We start from the raw sequence: 18,235 nt of genomic DNA on the forward strand, positions 1-18,235 counted from the left end.
GCCAGTCGAGGGTCACGCTTCATCCGATGGGGGCATGACCCTCACCTCCCGAGCGGCGACCATCGAGCGGTGCACGGTGCCAACGACCTCCCTGGCCTCACGGTCGCGTTCTTCCGCAAGGGCGCGCAGGACGCCGAGCTGAGCGAGCGCATGAGCTTCGCCGCCACCGTCGTCCAGATCACCTACACGGACGTGGAGGGGGAGAACGCCTGCACGGTGTGGCTCGACCGCGACCCGATCGAGGCGGAGGTCGGCGCAAGCGCCGAGGCGGAGATCGAGCTCGCGATGAGCGCCGAGACCGGCATCTCGCTGTTCGCCGGCCGGGTCGCACTGCCGATCGCGATCCTGAACGGGGAGGTGACGTACCGCGGCCCGGTGCGGAAGTTCCTGCGGGTCGTGCCGATCATGCAGTCGTTCGACTTCGGCCTGTTCCGCGGGCAGGGGACCGACCTGACGTGCGGCGCGCAGGCGTCCTGAGCGGCCGGGCGGGCCCGGCCGGGCGAGCCCCGGCCGGTCGTGTCGTCAGGCGGCCCGGGGCTCGGCGTGCTCGTCGTCCGGGCCGAGCGGCCGGGACCCGAGGTACATCGAGATCGCCTGCGTCCGGTTCGCGGCGCCGAGCTTGCGCAGCAGATGCTTGACGTGGGACTTCACGGTCCCGACGCTGATCGCCAGCGCCTCGGCGATGGCCCGGTTCGTACGGCCCTGGACGATGAGCGCGAGCACGTCGCGCTCGCGTGCGGTGAGCAGGTCGTCGATCGCGGCGCGGCGGCGGTCGTCCCCGACGAGGGCGACGGTGTCCCAGTCCTTGCTCTCGTCCCGGACGAACTCGATCTCCGCGTGGGACAGCGCGAGCATGACGTCCTCCGTCTCGCGGAAGGCGGACCGCACGTGCTCGCGGTGGCTCGCCAGCCGCTCGAGCATGACGGCCCGCTCGAACGCGCGCCCGAACCCCTCGGCGAAGACCCAGAGCGCGTCGCGGTCGGTCTCGTCGAGGCCGCGGTCGCCCGGCGGGCGGTCGCAGTGCAGGAGGCTGACGACCCGCCCGGCGGGGGTGATCGGGGCGACCACGTAGGCCCGCGTCCCGCCCGGCGCCGCCAGGGGCCGCTCGACCCGCGGGTCGGTCGCCGTGTCGCAGACGAGCTCGGCCCGGCCGGAGCGGACGACCTCCGCCTCGAGCGTGTCGACGTGGAACGGCATCGCCGCGGACCGGGCCCAGGCGACGAACTCCTCCTCGGCGTCGAAGCGCTCGGTGAAGTGCGTCATCCACGGAAACCACGTCCCGTGCTCGACGCGGCTGAGCATCGCCCGCGTGAAGCCGCAGGCGGTGACCGCCTCGCGGCAGACGGTCTCGACCATCGCCGCCGAGGACCCGGCGTCGCGGATGCGCGCGAGGCTGCGCTCGACGCGGTCGAAGAGGCCCGCCCGCCGCACGCCCGCGAGGCGGTGCGCCTCGACCTCGACCGACCGCGCCTCGAGCGCGAGGTCGACGAGCCGCGCGCGGCGCGCCGCGCCGGGCTCGGCGGCGACCGCGGCGGCGAGCCGCGCCCGGAGCGCCCCGACGTCGGCGAGCGTCGCCGGGCGGCCGGCATCCAGGTCCTCGCGCAGCACGGCGGCCGCCCGCGTCGCGACGCTCGCGCAGGCCGACAGCAGGTCGGCGATCCCGGAGGGGTCGGTGGCGACGGTCACGGCGCACCGCCCTCGAGCTTGACGAAGTGCAGGTACCGCGCGACCGCCTCCGCGCGGTTCGTCACGTGGAGCTTGCGGAGGACGCGCTTGACGTGCGACTTCACCGTGGCCTCGGAGACGACGAGGGCCTGCGCGATCGCGACGTTCGTGTGCCCGAGCGCCATGAGCTCGAGGACCTCGCGCTCGCGGGCGGTGATGACGGGGCTGAGCCCCGGGCGGACCCAGCCGGAGACCGTGGCGGGGGCGGTCGCGCCGGTCGCGGGCTCCTGCATCGTGAGCGCCATCTCGACCCGGTAGACCTCGTCGACGCGGCGGGCGGCGCTGGCGAAGGCGGCGTCGAGCGCCTCGCGCTGACGGGCCAGCCGGTCGATGAGCACAGCCCGCTCGAAGAGGAGGCCGAAGTGCTCGGCGAACGCCCACAGGTTGTCCCGGTCGGCCTTCGTCGGGCCGTGCCCGGCCCCGCGGAAGTCGGCGTGGAACAGCGCGATGACCCGGTGCGTGGGCGCCACCGGAGCGCCGACGTAGGCGGTGCAGCCCGCCGCCCGCAGCACGGGGTTGTCGCGGTCGGGCGCGGTCGCCTCGCTCACGAGCAGCGGGGCGCGGCGGCGCACCATCTCGGTCTCGAGGTGCAGGTCGGCGAGCGGGATGTCCGCGTTGTCGAGCGCTGCCGCGAACGCCCGCGTCAACTCGGGGTCGGCGAAGCGCTCGTCCTCGTCGAGGGCGTAGGGCACCCAGCGCAGGCCGTGCACGCGGGAGAGCAGGACGCGGGTGAACCCGCAGGCCCGCCGGACCTCGCGCGGGGCCGCCTCGATGAGCTCGGCCGGCCCGCGGCACTGCTGCAGCCGCCCGAGCGCCTCGTGGATCCGGACGAGCGACTCGAGCCGGTCGCCGCGGTCGCTCGCCTCACGCTGCCAGATCTCCGCGTCGAGCTGCGCCAGGGCGTCGAGCGCGGCGCCCGCCTGCGCCGGGCCGAGCGAGGGGTCACGGGCCATCGCCGCCAGGGCGGACCGGCAGGGGCGGGCGGCGGCGCCCGGCCCTCCGGCGGGGACCGGGCGGAGACGAGGGGTCGATGGGGCTGCGATGGTCGTCATCGGCGGGTCACGCGCGACGTCCGGGCGCGGGGGAGCCGGTGGGCGCCGAGGTCCTCGCCGCGCGCTGACCGCGCCTGGACGCGGCCCGGGGGCTCAGGCCGCCGGGTCCCGCGGCGCGGCGGAGACCGCGGGGGCGGAGGCGAGGCCGCGGAACATGTCGAAGTCGAACGACTGCAGGATCGGCACGACGCGCAGGAACTTCCGCACCGGACCCGTATAGCTGATCTTGCCGTTGAGGATCGCGATCGGGAGCTGGTCGCTGCCGAGGAAGAGGTCCTGGTAGACCTGCGCGGTACCGAAGAGCTCGACCTCCCCGGACCCGACGGCACCGAGCTCCGCGCTGATCGGATCGCGGTCGAGCGAGACCGTGCAGGCGTTCTCGCCGACGAGGTCGGTGAAGTGCATGTGGACGACGGTGTTCGCGAAGCTCATCCGCTCGCTCAGCTCCGCGTCCTCCGCGGCGCGGTTGAAGAACTCGACCATGAGCTCGGGGAGGTTGCTGCTCTGGGGGGTCATCATCGTCTCCGTTCGATTCGGCTCAAGTGAACCTAAGGTCGGGGGGTTTCCGGGGCATCCCGCCTGCGCTACACGAACCCCCCCCTTTGGGAGTAGACCCCTTTTCGGGTGGCACTGGCGATGGCGCGCAGCTGCTCGATCCGGTCCTCGAGCGTCGCCCCGATCGGGTTCACGAGCAGCGTGTCGACGCCCGCGGCCGCGTACTCGTCGAGGCGCTCGCCGACGCTGTCGGGGGTGGCGCAGAGGCACACCGTGTCGAGCAGCTCGTCGCTCAGCGCGGCCTTCGCCGCCTCCTTCTCGCCGCCGAGGTAGAGGTCCTGCACGCGCTCCGCCTCGTCCTCGAAGCCGTAGCTGCGGACGAGCGTGTTGTAGAAGTTCTTCTCCTTCGAGCCCATGCCGCCGACGTACAGCGCGGTCATGTCGCGCACCGCGTCCCGGGCCGCGTCGAGATCCTCGTCGACGGCCGCGTAGACGAGCGGCGTGATCGCGATGTCCTCCACGGTGCGACCGGCCCGGGCGGCGCCCTCGGCGAGCATCGGCGTGACGTTGTCGACGTGGTCCGGCGAGAAGAGGACGGGCATCCAGCCGTCGGCGATCTCACCGGCGAGGGCGGTGTTCTGCGGCCCGATCGCGGCGAGGTACACGGGGATGCGGTCCTGGTACGGGCCGATCGTGAGCTTCAGGGAGCGCCCGGGGCCGTCGGGCAGGGGCAGCGTCATCGTCTTGCCCTCGTACTCCAGGCGCTCCCGGGTGAGGGCCTTGCGGACGATCGCGACGTAGTCGCGGGTGCGCCCGAGCGGCCGGTCGAACCGCTGGCCGTGCCACCCCTCGGCGACCTGCGGGCCCGACGTCCCGAGCCCGAGGCGGAAGCGCCCCTCGGACAGCTGGTCGAGCGTCGCCGCCGTCATCGCGGTCATCGCGGCCGAGCGGGCCGGGATCTGGAAGACCCCCGACGCGACCCCGATCCGAGAGGTCTTCGACGCGATCCAGGTGAGGATCGTCGCCGCGTCCGACCCGTAGGCCTCGCCGACGAAGACGACGTCGTAGCCGGCCTCCTCGGCCTCGAGGACGAGCCGCAACTGGTCGTCGGCGTCGAGGCCGAGGCCCCAGTAGGCGATGTGGAGTCCGAGCTTCATCCCGCCAAGCTAGGCGGGCCCGGACGTGCGTTCGTCCCCCCGGCGCGGGGGGACCGTGCGTCGGAAGGGGGTCAGCCGTGGAAGTGCACCACGAGCTTCGCCCCGACGCAGGCGCCGGTCGATCCGCCCGACGGCGGTACCCCCCGGACCACCGTCGTGAGCCGTCAGCTGAGGTCCTCGTGCGACACGCCGAGGTAATGGGCGATCGCCTGCGAGCGGTTGACCGCCCCGAGCTTGCGCAGGATGTGCTTGACGTGGGACTTCACCGTTCCCTCGGTGATGACGAGCTTCTCGGCGATGGCGCCGTTCTTCGCCCCCGCGACCATGAGCGTCAGGACCTCCGCCTCCCGCGGCGTCAGCTCCTCCATCTTCGAGCTCATCGTCGTGAGCACGGAGACCGCGGTGCGGGTCACCGAGGAGCCGGTGCTCGGCTGCGACGCGAGCTCGATCTCCGACTCGCAGAGCTGCTGCATCGCCGTGTCGACCTCGGACATGAGGTCGCGGAGCTCCTCGCGCTGCGCCCGCACGCCCTCGAGGAGGACGGTGCGCTCGTAGATGTGGCCGAAGCCCTCGGCGAACGCCCACAGCACGTCGCGGTCGGCCTCGTCGCAGCGGCGGCCGGAGACCTGGTGGTCGGCGTGGAGGAAGCCGACGACGTTGCCGGCCGGCATGACCGGCGCGACGACGTAGGAGCCGGAGAGCCCGTCGCGGACGATCTGGTGGATCTCCGGGGCGTTGACGTCGTGCACGAGGCTCGGCCGGTGCTCGGTGAGGAGCGTCGTCTCGAGCACCATCTCGCCGAGCGGGATGCGGGTGTCGATCCAGCTGTCGAACCAGCCCGGCATCGCGTCCGTGAAGTGCCCGACCCAGGGGGACCACACGTTGTCGTCGACCCGGGAGAGGAGCGCGCGCTCGAAGCCGCCGCTGCGGACGAGCGCCTTGCAGACGCGGTCGAGCAGGTCCGACGTGCTCGTGATCGCGCGGAGGCTCGCGAGGCCGGTCTCGACCGCGGCGATGCGGCGGGTCCTGCTCGCCATGTCGTGGTCGTGGAGCTCGAGCGCGAGCGTCTGCAGGTCGCAGATGAGCTCGCACATGCCGGTCGTCGCCGCGCGCGCCGGGCGCTGCTCGCGCAGGCGCTCGATCGCGAGCCAGGTCAGCGAGGTGATGACCTCGTTCGCGCGGCCCGGATCGCTCGCGTCGAGCGGCTCGACCTCGAGGTCGGGGCCGATGAGCGTCCGTGCCTGCTGCACCGCCTCGTTGATCCGGACCGTGAGCTGGGCCCGCCGGCGGCGCCAGCGGACGGTCGGGGACGCGGCGGGGAAGGGGTGCTCGCGGGGGTCGTCGAGGACGCTCATCTACATCCGGCTCCGCATGACGATCTGCAGGTACTTGGACACGGCCTCGGCGCGGTTCGTCGCGCGGAGCTTGCGGCAGATGTTCTTCACGTGCGACTTCACGGTGCCCTCGGCGATGACGAGCTCGTCGGCGATCGTGCTGTTGCGGGCGCCGCTGATCATGAGGTTGAGGACCTCGCGTTCGCGGGCGGTGAGCAGGAGGTTGATGCGCGACTCGGTGGGTGCGAGCATGCCCGCCGCGCTCTGGGCGACGCTCTTGGCCTCGCGCTCCTGCCGGGCGAGCTTCACCTCCGCGTCGCACAGGCGGTCGAGGTTCTCCTCCGCCGTGCGGAAGGACGCCTTGACGCGGTCGCGCTGGGTGTCGAGCCGCTCGACGAGGACGAGCCGCTCGAAGATGAGGCCGAAGCCCTCGGCGAACGTCCACAGGTTGTCGCGGTCCAGGGTCGTGAGCTCGCGGCCGCTGCCGTAGCAGTCCGCGTGGAGGAAGCCGATGACCCGCCGGCCCTGGAGGACCGGGGTGGCGACGTACGCCTTCGTGCCGGACGCCTGCATGAGCGGCTTGTGCGTGCGCTGGTTCTCCTGCGGGTCGGTGACGAGCGCGGGCGACGCGCGGCGGGCCAGCTCGGTCTCGAGCAGCATCGGGCTGAGCGGGATCTCGGCACCCTTCAGGAACGCCTCGGTCGCCGCCGTCACCTCCGGGTCCTGGCCCGCGGCGATGCAGATGACCTCCGGCTTCCAGGTGGAGCCGTCGACGCGCGACAGCACGGCGCGGTCGAAGTCGCAGCAGTGACACAGCTCCTCGACCGCCTCCTGCAGGAGCTCCGCGACGGACTCGAGTCCGCGCAGGCGGGTGAGGCCGCCGTGGACGCGGGCGAGGACCTCGAAGCGCTGCGCGATGACGCGCTCGCGCAGGTCCTGCTGCAGGTCGGTGAGCTCGACGAGGACGTCGCAGAGCGAGGCGGCCTTCACCGGGGCGCGGGAGAGGGACTGGTCGCTCGTCAGCCGCGTGCGCAGCTGCCTGCAGATGGCCTCGAGCTCCTCGGCGAGCTGCTCGGGGTACGCCGGGTTCGTGTCGAGGGTGTGCGAGTCGATGAGCTGCCGGGCCCGCGCAGCCATCTCCGCGGCGCGCTCCTCGAGCACGGCCAGCGACCGGTCCTGCGCAGCGTGCGTCGCTGCCGCCATCTCCACCTCCTCCTCCAGAAGGAACCTCACGGCGACACTACCCCGGTGTGGGCAGCGGCGACAGGTGTCCTTCCGACCGACTCCCCCTTCGGCCGACGAGGCTCTGGCCCAGGGGGCATGTTCGGGGGACGACGCAGCGGGAACGTGGGGCCATGGCCTACTTCCGCGATGCCGGCGAGCTCTACCACTACGTCGGCGGCGCATTCCGCGCGGCGGCCGAGCACCCGACCATCGGCCCGGATCTCGCGCGCGCGGGCTTCGTCCTGCAGCTGTTCTACAGCGACCCGGAGGCGTCGCTCACCGTGCGGCTCGAGGATCCGATCGTCGTCGTCGACGGTGGTGACGCCCTCGATGCGGATGTCGTGGTGCGGATGCCGGCGGACGTCGCGGACCGCTACTGGCGGGGCGAGTACAACCTGGCGGTCGGCCTCTCGCGCGGGAAGGTCAAGGCGCGCGGCCCGGTCGACCGCCTGCTCGACCTCATCCCGATGACGAAGCCGCTGTTCCCGATGTACCGGACGATGGTCGCATTGAAGGACGCCCCCGCAGGCGTGCAGTGACGGCCGGCTCAACGGCCTTCGGTGGTCGCCGCGTCCGTCATCGCCGCGCGCAGCACGGGGAGGACCCGGAGGAACTTGCGGACGGGACCCTGGAAGGCGATCTCGCCGGAGAGGATCCGCAGCGGGAGGGCCACGCCGTCACACATCACGGCCTGGAGGCTCTCCGTCGTCAGCGTCAGCACGACGTCGGGGCGACGCCCGGGCGGGTCGAGCGTCACGTGCACGGGGTCCTCGTCGAGGATGAGGAAGATCGGCTGCACCGCGCGGTCCGTGCAGTCGAGCCGGAGCAGGACGCCGGCCTGCCGGACCTTCGCGGCGACCTCCTCGCGGGCGAAGACACCGTCGAGGGCGGCGACGGTGTCGGCGATCCGCGCGGCGGGGGTCGACTCGGCGACGTCGGCCCCGGGGAACGGGCGCAGAGGACGGGCAGCGCTTCGCGGCATGGTGGGGACTCCTCTCTCTCTCGACCCGACTGGTGCCGCGGCGGCGCCTCCCGTCACCGCTTGCAACCAGGAGCACAAGGAACATATTCCCAAAGCGCCACGAAAGTCATACCCACAAGGGATGATTGGGGAGCACCCTATGAGGGAGGCTGACACCATGTCAGTGAGCGGTCTGCCGATCCCCGACCAGTCGGATCGCCTCGGATCTCCCCCCACCGCGACGCTGCTCGTCGCCGAGGGGGTGAGTGTCCGCGCGGGCGAGCAGACGCTCGTCCAGCCGACCTCGCTGACGCTCGCGGCGGGGGAGCTCGTCGCGGTCATCGGGCCGAGCGGGGCGGGGAAGACGTCCCTCCTGCGGGCACTCGCCGGCACCCTGCCCCTCGCGGCCGGCCGGGTGCAGACCGCGGGCGGCGCTGCAGGGGCGGTCGGCTTCGTGCCGGCCGACGACCTGCTCCACGACGAGCTGACCGTCTTCGAGGAGCTGCTGTTCGCCGCCCGGCTGCGCGCCCCGGCGGGCGGCGACGGCGGCGACGTCCTCGCGCGGGTGCACGAGGTCATCGACGACCTGCGGCTCACGGGCCTGGAGGAGGCCCGGGTCGCGACGCTCTCCAAGGGCCAGCGCCGCCGGACCTCGTGCGGGGTGGAGCTCGTCGGGCGGCCGGGCGTCCTGCTCCTCGACGAGCCGGCCGCCGGGCTGGACCCCGGGCTCGAGCGGCGCCTGATGATCATGCTCCGGCGCCTCGCCGACGAGGGCCGCGGGGTGCTCGTCGCGACGCATTCGACCGCGAGCCTGCACCGCTGCGACACCGTCGTCGCCGTCTCGCCGGGCGGCATCGTGCGCTACGCGGGGCCGCCGGACGGGATGGTCGCCGCGCTCGGCGTCGAGGACCTCGAGGAGGTCTACGACGCGCTCACCGACGACACGCGCCCGGCCGGGCGTCCCGCCGGCGGGACGCCCGGCGCCGCGGCCCGCCCCGTCCTCACGCCGGCCGGTGGGGGCGGCGGAAGCGGGCGCATGGCCCCGGCCCCGGGCCAGCTCCCGGCGCTGCTCGCGCGCGAGGCGATCTGCCACCTGCGCGACCGACGCTCGCTCGCGATCCTCCTCGGGCAGGCGCCGGTCATCGGGATCGCGATGGCGGTCGTGCTGCCGCGCGGCGTCCTCGGCGACCAGACCTTCGGCCCGTTCTACGGCGTGCTCTTCGCGTTCATGCTCCTCACCGCGAGCATCTGGCTCGGGGTCATCGCCGCCTGCCGGCAGGTCGTCTCGCAGCGGGCGATCATCGAGCGCGAGCTCGCCGTCGGGGTCCGGCCGGGCGGCTACCTCGTCGCGAAGGCGCTTGCCCTCATGCCGGTCGTCGCGCTGCAGACGCTGCTGCTGGCGGGCGCGGCGATGGCGCTGCAGCCCGTGCCCCAGGGCGCGCCGCTCATCGTCGGCTTCTGCATCGTCACCGGGTGGTCGGCCGCGGCGATGGGCCTGTGGCTCTCGGCCGCCGCCCGCACCCCCGACCAGGCGACGACGTCGGTCCCGCTGCTGCTCATCCCGCAGCTCCTCTTCGCCGGCGCGCTCATCCCGATCGACAAGATGATCCCGCCGCTGAAGGTCCTCACCGACGCGGTGCTCGGGCGCTGGGCGCTCGCGGCGATCGGCGGGGCGATGGGCCTCGACGAGCGGCTCGGGTCGAACCTCGGAGCGGTGACCGGATTGCAGTCCGGCTTCTTCGGCGAGAAGCCGCTCGTCGCGCTCGCCGCGATGGCGGCCATCGGGGCCGCCTTCCTCGCCCTGGGCGTGCGGGCGCTCGGACGTGAGAACCGCCCCTGAGCAGCGAAGTCGCCTCCAACGGATCGCGCATATCACCCCCTGGGGGGACTCGCTCGGGGGTCAGGGGGCACGAGGATCGCCGGTATGGGTACGAGGCGTGGGGGCAGGAAGCTCGCGGGAGTTGGCGCGGCGGCGGCACTGGCCGGGATCGGGATGGGGGCGACCGCGGGCGCGGCCGCGGCGAACCCCGTCACGGTCGTGGTGACGCTGCCGGGCGGCAAGCAGGTGACCGTCACCGCGAACCTGCCGTCCGGCACGCCGCTGGACCAGGTGCAGCTCCCGGGCATCACGCTGCCGATCGCGCGCGTCGAGCTGATCAACTCAGATCCGGCGGCGAAGGCGCCCGCGGCGACGCCGGCCGCGCGTGCGCCGGCCGCGGTGAAGGCGAAGCACAAGCACGCCCGCAAGCACCGCGCGAAGCACGCCGGCAAGAGCGCGGCGGCACCGATCACCGCGCCCGCCGCGTCGTCGACCACCGCGCCCCGCGACCACCCGTCGGCCAAGCCGGGCCCGAAGCTCAGCGTCCCCGCGCCGTCGAACCCGACGTTCTCCTACGCGCTGCCCGGGCCCGCCCCGATCGGCGTGCCGTCGTTCTTCATCGACAAGTTCCGGATCCCGCCGTTCCTGCTGCCGATCTACCAGGCGGCCGGCACCGAGTACGGCGTGCGCTGGGAGGTCCTCGCGGCGATCAACGAGATCGAGACGGACTACGGGCGCAACCTCGACGTGTCGAGCGCCGGCGCGCTCGGGTGGATGCAGTTCATCCCCGAGACGTGGAAGCGCTACGGCGTCGACGCGAACCGCGACGGCAAGAAGGACCCGTACAACCCGGTCGACGCGATCTTCGCGGCGGCGCGCTACCTCAAGGCGGCGGGCGGCGACAAGGACATCCGCAAGGCGATCTTCGCCTACAACCACGCCGGCTGGTACGTCGACTCCGTGCTCATGCGGGCGCGGCTCATCTCGGGCATCCCGTCGGCGCTCGTCGAGTCGCTCACCGGTCTGACCGAGGGGCGCTTCCCGGTCGACGCGCCGACGCGCTACGCCCGCTCGGGCCCGACCGCGCACCTCTTCGCGCAGGCGGGGTCCCGCGTCGTCGCGGTGCAGGACGGCAAGGTCGTCCGCATCGGCCACACCCACCGCCTCGGCCGCTTCGTCCAGCTTCGCGACAACTCGGGCAACGTCTACACGTACGGGGACCTCGGCTCGGTGGCGCGGTCCTACCGCGCCGCGCCGACGTCCCCGGGCCCCGTCGCGACCGTCGGGAAGATCCGCCTCTTCGCGAACCCGGACCGGCCGGCGGTGCGGCGGCAGCTGCGCGGCGTCCCCGTCCGGCGGCTGAAGGTCGGCTCGCTCATCAAGGCCGGCACGACGGTCGGCGAGGTCGGGCCCGCGACCCGACGCGTCGCGTCGCACCTCGCCTTCGAGATCCGGCCCGCCGGCGTCGGCGCCCCGCGGATCGACCCGAAGCCGATCCTCGACGGCTGGCAGCTGCTCGAGACGACGGCCGTCTACCGCGCGCTCGGGCAGAACCCGCTCACGGCGTCCCGCACCGAGACGATCGGCCAGATCCTGCTCCAGAGCAAGACGACGCTCATGCGCGAGGTGCTCGCCAACCCGCGGATCGACATCTACGCCTGCGGCCGCCGCGACATCAGGGCGGGCATCATCGACCGGCGCGTCCTCGCGACGCTCGAGTTCCTCGCTGCCTCCGGGATGCGACCGACGGTCAGCGCGCTGCGCTGCGGCCACGGCTACCTGACGAGCAGCGGCAACGTCTCCGACCACTCGTCCGGCAACGCCGTCGACATCGCGAAGATCAACGGCATCCCGATCCTCGGGCACCAGGGCGAGGGGTCGATCACCGACCTCGCGGTCCGGCGGCTGCTGACGCTGCAGGGCGCGATGCGCCCGTCGCAGATCATCACGCTCATGACCTACGACGGCGCCTCGAACACGCTCGCGCTGCCCGACCACAACGACCACATCCACGTCGGCTTCACGCCGCAGCAGTCGAGCGCCTTCCGCTACGACGCGGTCCTGAAGCCCGAGCAGTGGACGCGGTTCATCGCCCGCCTCGGCCAGATCCAGAACCCGACGATCGACACGCCCAGCGGCGGTGTCGTCCTGCGCCCGGTGGGCGCCGGCGTCGCGCCCGGCACGACGCCGGGCGGCGACTGACGCGCCCGTCCCGCCCTCGGTGGCGGCCGGGGGCGTGCGGGGTGTGCGGGGCGTCGGGGGCGCGCGAGCGTAGGGCGGTAGCGTCCGCGGCGTGCAACCGCGCCTCCCCGACGGCTTCCGCGCCGGCCACTGGACCCACCCGCGCGGCCACACCGGCTGCACGGTCGTCCTCGCCCCCGACGGCGCGACCGCCGGCGTCGAGGTCCGCGGCGGCGGGCCGGGGACGCGCGAGACCGACGTCCTCTCCCCGGCGAGCGCGGCCCGTCACGTCCACGGCCTGCTGCTCACCGGCGGCAGCGCGTTCGGGCTGGCCGCCGCGGACGGCGTGGTGGGCTGGCTCGCTGAGCACGACCAGGGCCACCTGACCCGCTCGGGGATCCGGGTGCCGCTCGTCCCCGCGGCGGTCGTCTTCGACGGTGGCGCCCTGGACCCGGACGGCCGGCCGGACGCCGCGGCCGGCCGGGCGGCCTGCGAGGCGGCGAGCACCGAGGTCCCCGCGCGCGGGCGCGCGGGAGCGGGCGCGGGCGTCGCGGCCGGGAAGCTCCTCGGCCCCGAGGGCTGGACGTACACCGGCTTCGGCGCGGCGAGCGACACGACCGCCGGCGCGCTCGTCACCGCGCTCGCGGTCGTGAACCCGGTCGGCGAGGTCGTCGACGCCGACGGGACGATCCTCGCGGGCGCCCGCGGGCCCGACGGCACGATGCACCGCACCGCCGACCTCATCCGCGACGGGCACGGATTCGCGGACCCGCCCAGCGGCCGCGAGGCGACCGTCCTCGTCACGCTCCTCACCGATGCGATCCTCGATCGCACCGGCGCCTGGCTGCTCGCCCGGGCGGCGACGGCCGGCGTCGCCCGCGCCGTCGACCCGGTCGCCACGCCCTACGACGGCGACGTGACCTTCGCGCTCGCGTCCGGCCGGGTGGAGGCGGACGCCTTCGCGCTCCAGGTCAGCGCGGCGGAGGCGACGGCGGCGGCGATCCGGGACGCCGCGCGCCCGCACTGACCGCACCGCCGACGGGCGGCGTGCGGTCTCGTGGGGCATATGCCCCCACGTGGCCGCACGCCGACCGGGGGAGCGGTGGGGCTCAGCGCCGGGCCGGCAGCGTCCGCAGGACCGCCGCGACGAGGATCGCGACGACCACGACGGGAAGCAGGACCGGGCCGAGGTCGTGCCAGGCGGACGGGCTCGCCCGGCGCAGCAGCGCGGCCCCGGCGACGAGCGCGGCGACCGCGAGCGGGACGAGCCACGTCTCCCCGAGGACGAGCTTGCGGAGGGTGCGCAGGAGGGTCATCGCGGACGGGCCACCGCCCGGGACAGCGTGAAGCTCGCCGCCGCCATGAGCGCGCCGAGCCAGAGGACCGCCATCTCACCGCCCGGCCAGTGCAGGTGCAGGCCCTCGCCGCAGAAGAAGATCCCGAACGTCGTCAGCAGGACGCCGACGCCCCACTTCATCTCGGTCTCCGGCAGGCGGGTCAGCGGGCCGCGGAGCCACACGCCGAGCGCCGCGACGAGCGCGAGCGCCGCGGCGGCGCCGACGAGCGCCGGGGCGGGGCCGCTCGGGCGCTCGGCGAGGGTCGAGACGATGAGGACGATCTCGACCCCCTCGAGGACGACGCCCTTGAAGGCGACGATGCGGCCGGCCCAGTCGGGCTCGCCCTCGGGCGGCAGCGGGTCGTCGGCCAGCTCCTCCTCGGTCTCGGCGAACTCCCTCAGCACCGACGAGCGCGCCTTCGCCCCGGCGAGGCGGAGGACCGCCTTGCGCAGCCACTCCAGGCCGAAGAGCAGCAGGAGCGCGCCGATCGTCAGGCGCAGCGAGTCGATCGGGATGCCGTGGAGCAGGACCGGGCCGAGCAGCGCCGCGGTGAGGGCGCAGACGAGCACGCCTGCGAGCGCGCCGAGGACGGCGTCGCCCCACCGGCGCGTGACGCCGACGGCGAGCACGATCGCGAGCGCCTCGAGCAGCTCGACCGACACGGCGAGCCCGGACCCGAGGGCGGTGAGCAGCGCGCCGGCGGTCACCGGCGCGCGCGGACGGGGGCGGGCACGACACGGACTGTAGACGCGTGCGGGCGCGGGAGCGCGGGACGTTAGTGTCGCTCGCATGAGTGCAGTCCGCATCGAGCAGGACGGACCGGTGACGACGATCGTCCTCGCCCGCCCCGAGGTCCGCAACGCCGTCGACGGCCCGACCGCCGACGCCCTCGCCGCCGCCTTCCGCGCGTTCGAGGCCGACGAGGAGGCGGCGGTCGCCGTCCTGTGGGGCGAGGGCGGCACGTTCTGCGCGGGCGCGGACCTGAAGGCGATGGGCGGCGAGCGCTCGAACCACCTGCACGACCCCGGCGCCGGCGACGGGCCGATGGGTCCGTCGCGGATGCACCTCGTCAAGCCGGTCATCGCCGCGGTCGCCGGGCACGCGGTCGCGGGCGGGCTCGAGCTCGCGTGCTGGTGCGACCTGCGGGTCGTCGAGGAGGACGCGACGTTCGGCGTCTTCTGCCGCCGGTGGGGCGTGCCGCTCATCGACGGCGGCACCGTCCGCCTGCCGCGCCTCATCGGCCTGAGCCACGCGATGGACCTCATCCTCACCGGGCGGCCGGTCGGGGCGGAGGAGGCGCAGCGCATCGGCCTGGCCAACCGCGTCGTCCCGGCCGGGACGTCCCGCCAGGCCGCCGAGGCGCTCGCGCACGAGCTGGCGGCGTTCCCCCAGGTGACGATGCGCGGGGACCGCCTCGCCGCGCTCGAGCAGGACGGCCTCGAGCTGCCCGAGGCGCTCGCGAACGAGTGGGTCCACGGCGGCCGCTCGCTCGCGACGGCGGTCACCGGCGCGGCGCGCTTCGCCGCGGGCGCGGGGCGCCACGGCGCGTTCGGCGACGGGTAGCCGGCAGCGGGACCCGCCGCGTCCCGCCCGTGTGGAAAGCTGCAGGCGTGCCGAACCCGCTGTCCTTCGACCCGATCGACGAGGCCGGCCGTCAGTGGCGCAAGCACTGGGGGGCGGCGAGCGCTCCGCCGATGATGGCGGTGACGTCGATGATGCGCGCGCAGCAGATCATCCTCGCCCGGCTCAACGCGGCGCTGGAGCCGCACCGCCTCTCGTTCCCGCGGTACGAGGCGCTCATGCTCCTGTACTTCAGCCGCGAGGGCGAGCTGCCGCTCGGCAAGATGGGCGCGCGCCTGCAGGTCCACCCGACGAGCGTCACGAGCCTCATCGACGGGCTCGAGGGGCTCGGCTACGTCGTCCGCTCCGCCCACCCGACCGACCGCCGCACGACGCTCGCGACGATCACCGAGCCCGGCCGCGAGACGGCGGCGAAGGCGACCGAGGACCTCAACGCGATCCGCTTCGGGACCGAGCCGCTCAGCCGCACCGACGTCACCGTCATCACCGACGTGCTCCACGAGCTCCGGCGCGCGGCCGGGGACTTCGTCGAGCCGGAGTAGGCCTCAGGCCGGCGCGGCGACCTTCGCCGGCTCGGGCTCGTACTCGTAGAACCCGCGGCCCGACTTGCGGCCGAAGTGGCCGGAGACGACCATCCGCTTCAGGAGCGGCGGCGGCGCGAAGTCCGGGCGCTTGAACTCCTCGTAGAGGGACTCGCCGATCGCGTACATGACGTCGAGGCCGATGAAGTCGCAGAGCGTCAGCGGGCCCATCGGGTGGCCGCAGCCGCGCTTCATCCCCTCGTCGATGTCCTCGCGGGTCGCGAAGCCGTCCTCGTACATCCGGATCGCCGCCATGAGGTAGGGGACGAGGAGCATGTTCACGACGAAGCCGGCGCGGTCCGGGGTGTGGACGGGGTGCTTCTGCAGCGTCGCGGCGAGCGCGTCGGCGGCCGCGACGGTCGCGTCGGACGTGTCGATCGCGCGGACGATCTCGACGAGCGACATGACCGGCACGGGCGAGAAGAAGTGCACGCCGATGACGCGCTCGGGGCGCCGGGTCCAGGCCGCGATCTCGGCGATCGGGATCGAGGACGTGTTCGACGCGAGGAAGATCGCGTCCGGGAGGAGCTGGTCGAGCTTCTTGAAGAGGCTGCCCTTCGCGCGGGCGTCTTCGATGATCGCCTCGACGACGGCGTCGGCCGCGGTCAGCGCCTCGAGCTCCGTGGACCACGTGATCCGGCCGAGCATCTCGGCGGCCTCGTCCTCGCTGAGCTTGCCGCGCTGGGCCGCGCGGCGGACCGACTCCTCGATGCGCGCGCGGGAGCGGTCGAGCGGCGCCTGCTCGGGTTCGTGGATGACGACGGAGAGGCCGGCGCGGGCGGCGGACTCGGCGATGCCGGACCCCATGAACCCTCCGCCGACGACGCCCAGGCACGTGATCTCGGACATGGGAGCGACGCTATCAGCCCCTCGGACGTCCGACTACCGGACATCGGAGGAAAGCCCCCCGTCCGAGGGGGCGGCGGCGGAGGTCTATGCTCGCCCGATGGCCACCGCCGTCCGCGACAACCCCGAGCGGGAGCGCTACGACGTCCATGAGGACGGCATGCTCGCGGGCTTCGCGCAGTACCGCCGCCGCGGGACGCTCATCGCCTTCATCCACACCGAGGTCGACCAGTCCTTCGAGGGCCGCGGCGTCGGGACTGCGCTCATCAAGGGCGCGCTCGACGACGCGCGGGCACAGGGCCTCGACGTGCTCCCGTTCTGCCCATTCGTGCGCCGCTATATCGAGCACCACGCCGACTACCTCGACCTCGTCCCCGAAAGCCGGCGGAAGGACTTCGAGCTCTGATGCCCCGCAAGACGTACGCCGGGAAGGACGTCGACGTCTCCTTCGACCCCGAGGTGTGCGCGCACGCCGCGGAGTGCGTGAAGGGGCTGCCGACGGTCTTCGACACGAAGGCCCGGCCGTGGATCCAGCCGGACGGCGCGGAGGCCGACGACGTCGTCGCGGTCGTCGGGCGCTGCCCGAGCGGCGCGCTGCGCATCGAGCGCGCGCCGGGCTAGACCATATGGATCGGGCCGTCGCTGGCGGCGGTGGTTCTGAGTCGTCTGTCTGAGGCGGGCGGTAGAAGTGGCCGGTCCCTCGCGAAGGGTCGTGGGGTGACGTTTGAGCTGTGCGGTTGCAGCCGCGCAGCGGCCCACAACCACAGAGGAGGAGACCGGCCATGACGAAGGCTAGAAGCCTCGTTGGTCTGGACGTACACGCCGCGAAGATCGTGGCGGCGGTGCTCGATGCTGAGAGCGGCGAGCTTCAGTGGTTCGCGTTGCGCGGTGACGTGCGTGAGGCGGCCAGGTTGTGCGCCGCACTGCCCAGGCCGGTGCGGGCGGCGTATGAGGCCGGGCCGACCGGGTACGGGTTGGCGCGGGAGCTCGCGGCGCGGCAGGTGTCGTGCGTGGTCGCGGCGCCGAGCAAGATCCCGCGGGCGTCGGGTGACCGGGTGAAGACTGATCGTCGTGACGCCGAACTGCTCGTGCGTTTGCTCTGGGCGGGGAAGCTGCATCCGGTGCGGGTGCCGGGCCACGAGGAGGAGGCGCTGCGCGATCTGATCCGGGCGCGCGAGGCCGTGCGGGTGGACCTGATGCGTGCCCGCCACCGGTTGTCGAAGCTGCTGCTGCGTCACGACCATCGCTTCGATGACGGCAAGGCATGGACGCAGCGCCACCGTGACTGGCTGGATCAGGTCGACCTCGTGTGGCCCGCGGCGCAGGCGACGCTGCTGGACCTGCGCGGCGCGGCCGACGTGCTCGTGCATCGCCGCGATCAGCTCGAGGCGCAGATCACGAGGATGCTTCCGAGCTCACCGTGGGGCGTGCAGGTCGCCCGGCTGCGGTGCCTTCGCGGGATCGACACGCTCACCGCCGCCGGGCTGTGCTCGGAGGTCGGCGACTTCGCCCGGTTCGCCCGGGCCGAGCAGCTCATGAGCTACATCGGCCTGGTCCCTTCGGAGCACACCACCGGCTCAAGTCGCCGCCTCGGCTCGATCACGAAGACCGGTTCCGGGCACGCGCGCCGGCTGCTCGTCGAGGCTGCCTGGCACTACCGCAAGGCGCCGCGGGTCACCAAGGCGCTGAGCGATCGCCACGACGGGCAGCCCGCCGAAGCGGTCGCGATCGCCTGGACCGCGCAGCGGCGTCTGTATCGCACATGGAACCGCCTTGAGCAGCGCGGCAAACGCCGCACGATCATCGCCGTCGCCGCAGCGCGCGAGCTCGCCGGATTCACGTGGGCGATCGGCCAGATCGAGTGACCTGAACCCGGCGACATCCCGTCGGCTGGGTCGGTGGCGGCCCGGCACCGCGCGGGGAACCCGCGGCTGAACTATGA

The 18,235-nt window shown here is 73.6% G+C and carries 20 protein-coding genes; 10 read left to right on the forward strand and 10 right to left on the reverse strand.

What is annotated here, in order from left to right; translation table 11 throughout:
- Positions 1 to 69: 69 nt before the first annotated feature.
- Positions 70 to 477 (forward strand): hypothetical protein, encoded by a 408-nt coding sequence (locus tag NBH00_RS04245; protein ID WP_254572109.1) that lies wholly within the window; start codon positions 70 to 72, stop codon positions 475 to 477.
- Between the two features lie 45 nt (positions 478 to 522).
- Here the strand turns inward: NBH00_RS04245 and NBH00_RS04250 are convergent, their stop codons facing one another.
- The 6 genes from NBH00_RS04250 to NBH00_RS04275 all read right to left on the reverse strand — a co-directional run bounded on the left by NBH00_RS04250 (position 523) and on the right by NBH00_RS04275 (position 6,996).
- On the reverse strand, positions 523 to 1,686 hold the full coding sequence (locus NBH00_RS04250) for a LuxR C-terminal-related transcriptional regulator (RefSeq protein ID WP_254572110.1): 1,164 nt from the start codon (positions 1,684 to 1,686) through the stop codon (positions 523 to 525).
- Entirely contained in the window at positions 1,683 to 2,678 is a 996-nt protein-coding gene (locus NBH00_RS04255) for a helix-turn-helix transcriptional regulator (RefSeq protein WP_254572111.1), read from the reverse strand. The genes NBH00_RS04250 and NBH00_RS04255 overlap by 4 nt, the downstream gene beginning before the upstream one ends.
- 192 nt (positions 2,679 to 2,870) lie before the next feature.
- Entirely contained in the window at positions 2,871 to 3,296 is a 426-nt protein-coding gene (locus NBH00_RS04260; RefSeq protein ID WP_254572112.1) for a hypothetical protein, read from the reverse strand.
- Positions 3,297 to 3,361: 65 nt separating this feature from the next.
- The gene (locus NBH00_RS04265) at positions 3,362 to 4,429 is read right to left on the reverse strand and encodes an LLM class F420-dependent oxidoreductase (RefSeq protein ID WP_254572113.1); all 1,068 of its coding nucleotides are present in this window, start codon (positions 4,427 to 4,429) and stop codon (positions 3,362 to 3,364) included.
- A 164-nt stretch (positions 4,430 to 4,593) separates the two neighbouring features.
- Positions 4,594 to 5,784 carry a LuxR C-terminal-related transcriptional regulator gene (locus NBH00_RS04270; RefSeq protein WP_254572114.1) on the reverse strand — a complete coding sequence of 397 codons (1,191 nt, stop codon included), beginning with the start codon at positions 5,782 to 5,784 and terminating at the stop codon, positions 4,594 to 4,596.
- Positions 5,785 to 6,996 carry a LuxR C-terminal-related transcriptional regulator gene (locus tag NBH00_RS04275; RefSeq protein WP_254572115.1) on the reverse strand — a complete coding sequence of 404 codons (1,212 nt, stop codon included), beginning with the start codon at positions 6,994 to 6,996 and terminating at the stop codon, positions 5,785 to 5,787. It lies immediately after the preceding gene.
- Positions 6,997 to 7,118: 122 nt separating this feature from the next.
- On the opposite strand from NBH00_RS04275, the gene NBH00_RS04280 reads away from it, so the two are divergent.
- A complete protein-coding gene (locus NBH00_RS04280) occupies positions 7,119 to 7,526 on the forward strand; it encodes a hypothetical protein (protein ID WP_254572116.1) in 408 nt (135 codons plus the stop codon).
- 8 nt (positions 7,527 to 7,534) lie between these two features.
- Here the strand turns inward: NBH00_RS04280 and NBH00_RS04285 are convergent, their stop codons facing one another.
- On the reverse strand, positions 7,535 to 7,969 hold the full coding sequence (locus NBH00_RS04285; protein WP_254572117.1) for an SCP2 sterol-binding domain-containing protein: 435 nt from the start codon (positions 7,967 to 7,969) through the stop codon (positions 7,535 to 7,537).
- A 157-nt stretch (positions 7,970 to 8,126) separates the two neighbouring features.
- Here NBH00_RS04285 and NBH00_RS04290 point away from each other — a divergent pair, with 157 nt between their 5' ends.
- From NBH00_RS04290 to NBH00_RS04300, 3 genes are all read left to right on the forward strand, one after another.
- Positions 8,127 to 9,788: an ATP-binding cassette domain-containing protein gene (locus tag NBH00_RS04290; protein WP_254572118.1), complete on the forward strand. Its 1,662-nt coding sequence runs from the start codon at positions 8,127 to 8,129 to the stop codon at positions 9,786 to 9,788.
- An 84-nt stretch (positions 9,789 to 9,872) separates the two neighbouring features.
- Entirely contained in the window at positions 9,873 to 11,969 is a 2,097-nt protein-coding gene (locus NBH00_RS04295) for a lytic murein transglycosylase (protein WP_254572119.1), read from the forward strand.
- Positions 11,970 to 12,060: 91 nt separating this feature from the next.
- Positions 12,061 to 12,975: a P1 family peptidase gene (locus NBH00_RS04300; RefSeq protein WP_254572120.1), complete on the forward strand. Its 915-nt coding sequence runs from the start codon at positions 12,061 to 12,063 to the stop codon at positions 12,973 to 12,975.
- Between the two features lie 82 nt (positions 12,976 to 13,057).
- Here the strand turns inward: NBH00_RS04300 and NBH00_RS04305 are convergent, their stop codons facing one another.
- Positions 13,058 to 13,264 carry a hypothetical protein gene (locus NBH00_RS04305; RefSeq protein ID WP_254572121.1) on the reverse strand — a complete coding sequence of 69 codons (207 nt, stop codon included), beginning with the start codon at positions 13,262 to 13,264 and terminating at the stop codon, positions 13,058 to 13,060.
- Positions 13,261 to 13,992, reverse strand: a complete 732-nt coding sequence (locus tag NBH00_RS04310; protein WP_254572122.1) for a TMEM165/GDT1 family protein — start codon at positions 13,990 to 13,992, stop codon at positions 13,261 to 13,263. The genes NBH00_RS04305 and NBH00_RS04310 overlap by 4 nt, the downstream gene beginning before the upstream one ends.
- Positions 13,993 to 14,074: 82 nt before the next feature.
- Between NBH00_RS04310 and NBH00_RS04315 the strand changes: the two genes are divergently transcribed.
- Both NBH00_RS04315 and NBH00_RS04320 read left to right on the forward strand, forming a co-directional pair.
- Positions 14,075 to 14,848: a crotonase/enoyl-CoA hydratase family protein gene (locus NBH00_RS04315; protein WP_254572123.1), complete on the forward strand. Its 774-nt coding sequence runs from the start codon at positions 14,075 to 14,077 to the stop codon at positions 14,846 to 14,848.
- A gap of 47 nt (positions 14,849 to 14,895) precedes the next feature.
- The gene (locus NBH00_RS04320; protein ID WP_254572124.1) at positions 14,896 to 15,408 is read left to right on the forward strand and encodes a MarR family winged helix-turn-helix transcriptional regulator; all 513 of its coding nucleotides are present in this window, start codon (positions 14,896 to 14,898) and stop codon (positions 15,406 to 15,408) included.
- Between the two features lie 3 nt (positions 15,409 to 15,411).
- Here NBH00_RS04320 and NBH00_RS04325 read toward each other — a convergent pair whose 3' ends face one another.
- Complete coding sequence (locus NBH00_RS04325) at positions 15,412 to 16,296, reverse strand: 3-hydroxybutyryl-CoA dehydrogenase (RefSeq protein WP_254572125.1); 885 nt, start codon at positions 16,294 to 16,296, stop codon at positions 15,412 to 15,414.
- On the opposite strand from NBH00_RS04325, the gene NBH00_RS04330 reads away from it, so the two are divergent.
- The 3 genes from NBH00_RS04330 to NBH00_RS04340 all read left to right on the forward strand — a co-directional run bounded on the left by NBH00_RS04330 (position 16,295) and on the right by NBH00_RS04340 (position 18,158).
- Positions 16,295 to 16,699 carry a GNAT family N-acetyltransferase gene (locus tag NBH00_RS04330; protein ID WP_367401283.1) on the forward strand — a complete coding sequence of 135 codons (405 nt, stop codon included), beginning with the start codon at positions 16,295 to 16,297 and terminating at the stop codon, positions 16,697 to 16,699. The genes NBH00_RS04325 and NBH00_RS04330 overlap by 2 nt on opposite strands.
- A complete protein-coding gene (locus NBH00_RS04335) occupies positions 16,699 to 16,914 on the forward strand; it encodes a (4Fe-4S)-binding protein (protein WP_254572127.1) in 216 nt (71 codons plus the stop codon). Before NBH00_RS04330 ends, NBH00_RS04335 begins: the two co-directional genes overlap by 1 nt.
- A gap of 161 nt (positions 16,915 to 17,075) precedes the next feature.
- The gene (locus NBH00_RS04340; RefSeq protein WP_254570847.1) at positions 17,076 to 18,158 is read left to right on the forward strand and encodes an IS110 family RNA-guided transposase; all 1,083 of its coding nucleotides are present in this window, start codon (positions 17,076 to 17,078) and stop codon (positions 18,156 to 18,158) included.
- The last annotated feature ends 77 nt before the right edge of the window (positions 18,159 to 18,235 follow it).

Source organism: Paraconexibacter antarcticus, assembly GCF_024220175.1.
GTDB lineage: Bacteria > Actinomycetota > Thermoleophilia > Solirubrobacterales > Solirubrobacteraceae > Paraconexibacter > Paraconexibacter antarcticus.

Bases quoted from the DNA above. Each gene is read 5' to 3' on its own strand.
- NBH00_RS04255 (WP_254572111.1), bottom strand. From the start codon at position 2,678: ATGGCCCGTGACCCCTCGCTCGGCCCGGCGCAGGCGGGCGCCGCGCTC.
- NBH00_RS04260 (WP_254572112.1), bottom strand. From the start codon at position 3,296: ATGATGACCCCCCAGAGCAGCAACCTCCCCGAGCTCATGGTCGAGTTC.
- NBH00_RS04265 (WP_254572113.1), bottom strand. From the start codon at position 4,429: ATGAAGCTCGGACTCCACATCGCCTACTGGGGCCTCGGCCTCGACGCC.
- NBH00_RS04270 (WP_254572114.1), bottom strand. From the start codon at position 5,784: ATGAGCGTCCTCGACGACCCCCGCGAGCACCCCTTCCCCGCCGCGTCC.
- NBH00_RS04280 (WP_254572116.1), top strand. From the start codon at position 7,119: ATGGCCTACTTCCGCGATGCCGGCGAGCTCTACCACTACGTCGGCGGC.
- NBH00_RS04285 (WP_254572117.1), bottom strand. From the start codon at position 7,969: ATGCCGCGAAGCGCTGCCCGTCCTCTGCGCCCGTTCCCCGGGGCCGAC.
- NBH00_RS04290 (WP_254572118.1), top strand. From the start codon at position 8,127: ATGTCAGTGAGCGGTCTGCCGATCCCCGACCAGTCGGATCGCCTCGGA.
- NBH00_RS04295 (WP_254572119.1), top strand. From the start codon at position 9,873: ATGGGTACGAGGCGTGGGGGCAGGAAGCTCGCGGGAGTTGGCGCGGCG.
- NBH00_RS04305 (WP_254572121.1), bottom strand. From the start codon at position 13,264: ATGACCCTCCTGCGCACCCTCCGCAAGCTCGTCCTCGGGGAGACGTGG.
- NBH00_RS04315 (WP_254572123.1), top strand. From the start codon at position 14,075: ATGAGTGCAGTCCGCATCGAGCAGGACGGACCGGTGACGACGATCGTC.
- NBH00_RS04330 (WP_367401283.1), top strand. From the start codon at position 16,295: ATGGGAGCGACGCTATCAGCCCCTCGGACGTCCGACTACCGGACATCG.
- NBH00_RS04325 (WP_254572125.1), bottom strand. From the start codon at position 16,296: ATGTCCGAGATCACGTGCCTGGGCGTCGTCGGCGGAGGGTTCATGGGG.
- NBH00_RS04335 (WP_254572127.1), top strand. From the start codon at position 16,699: ATGCCCCGCAAGACGTACGCCGGGAAGGACGTCGACGTCTCCTTCGAC.
- NBH00_RS04340 (WP_254570847.1), top strand. From the start codon at position 17,076: ATGACGAAGGCTAGAAGCCTCGTTGGTCTGGACGTACACGCCGCGAAG.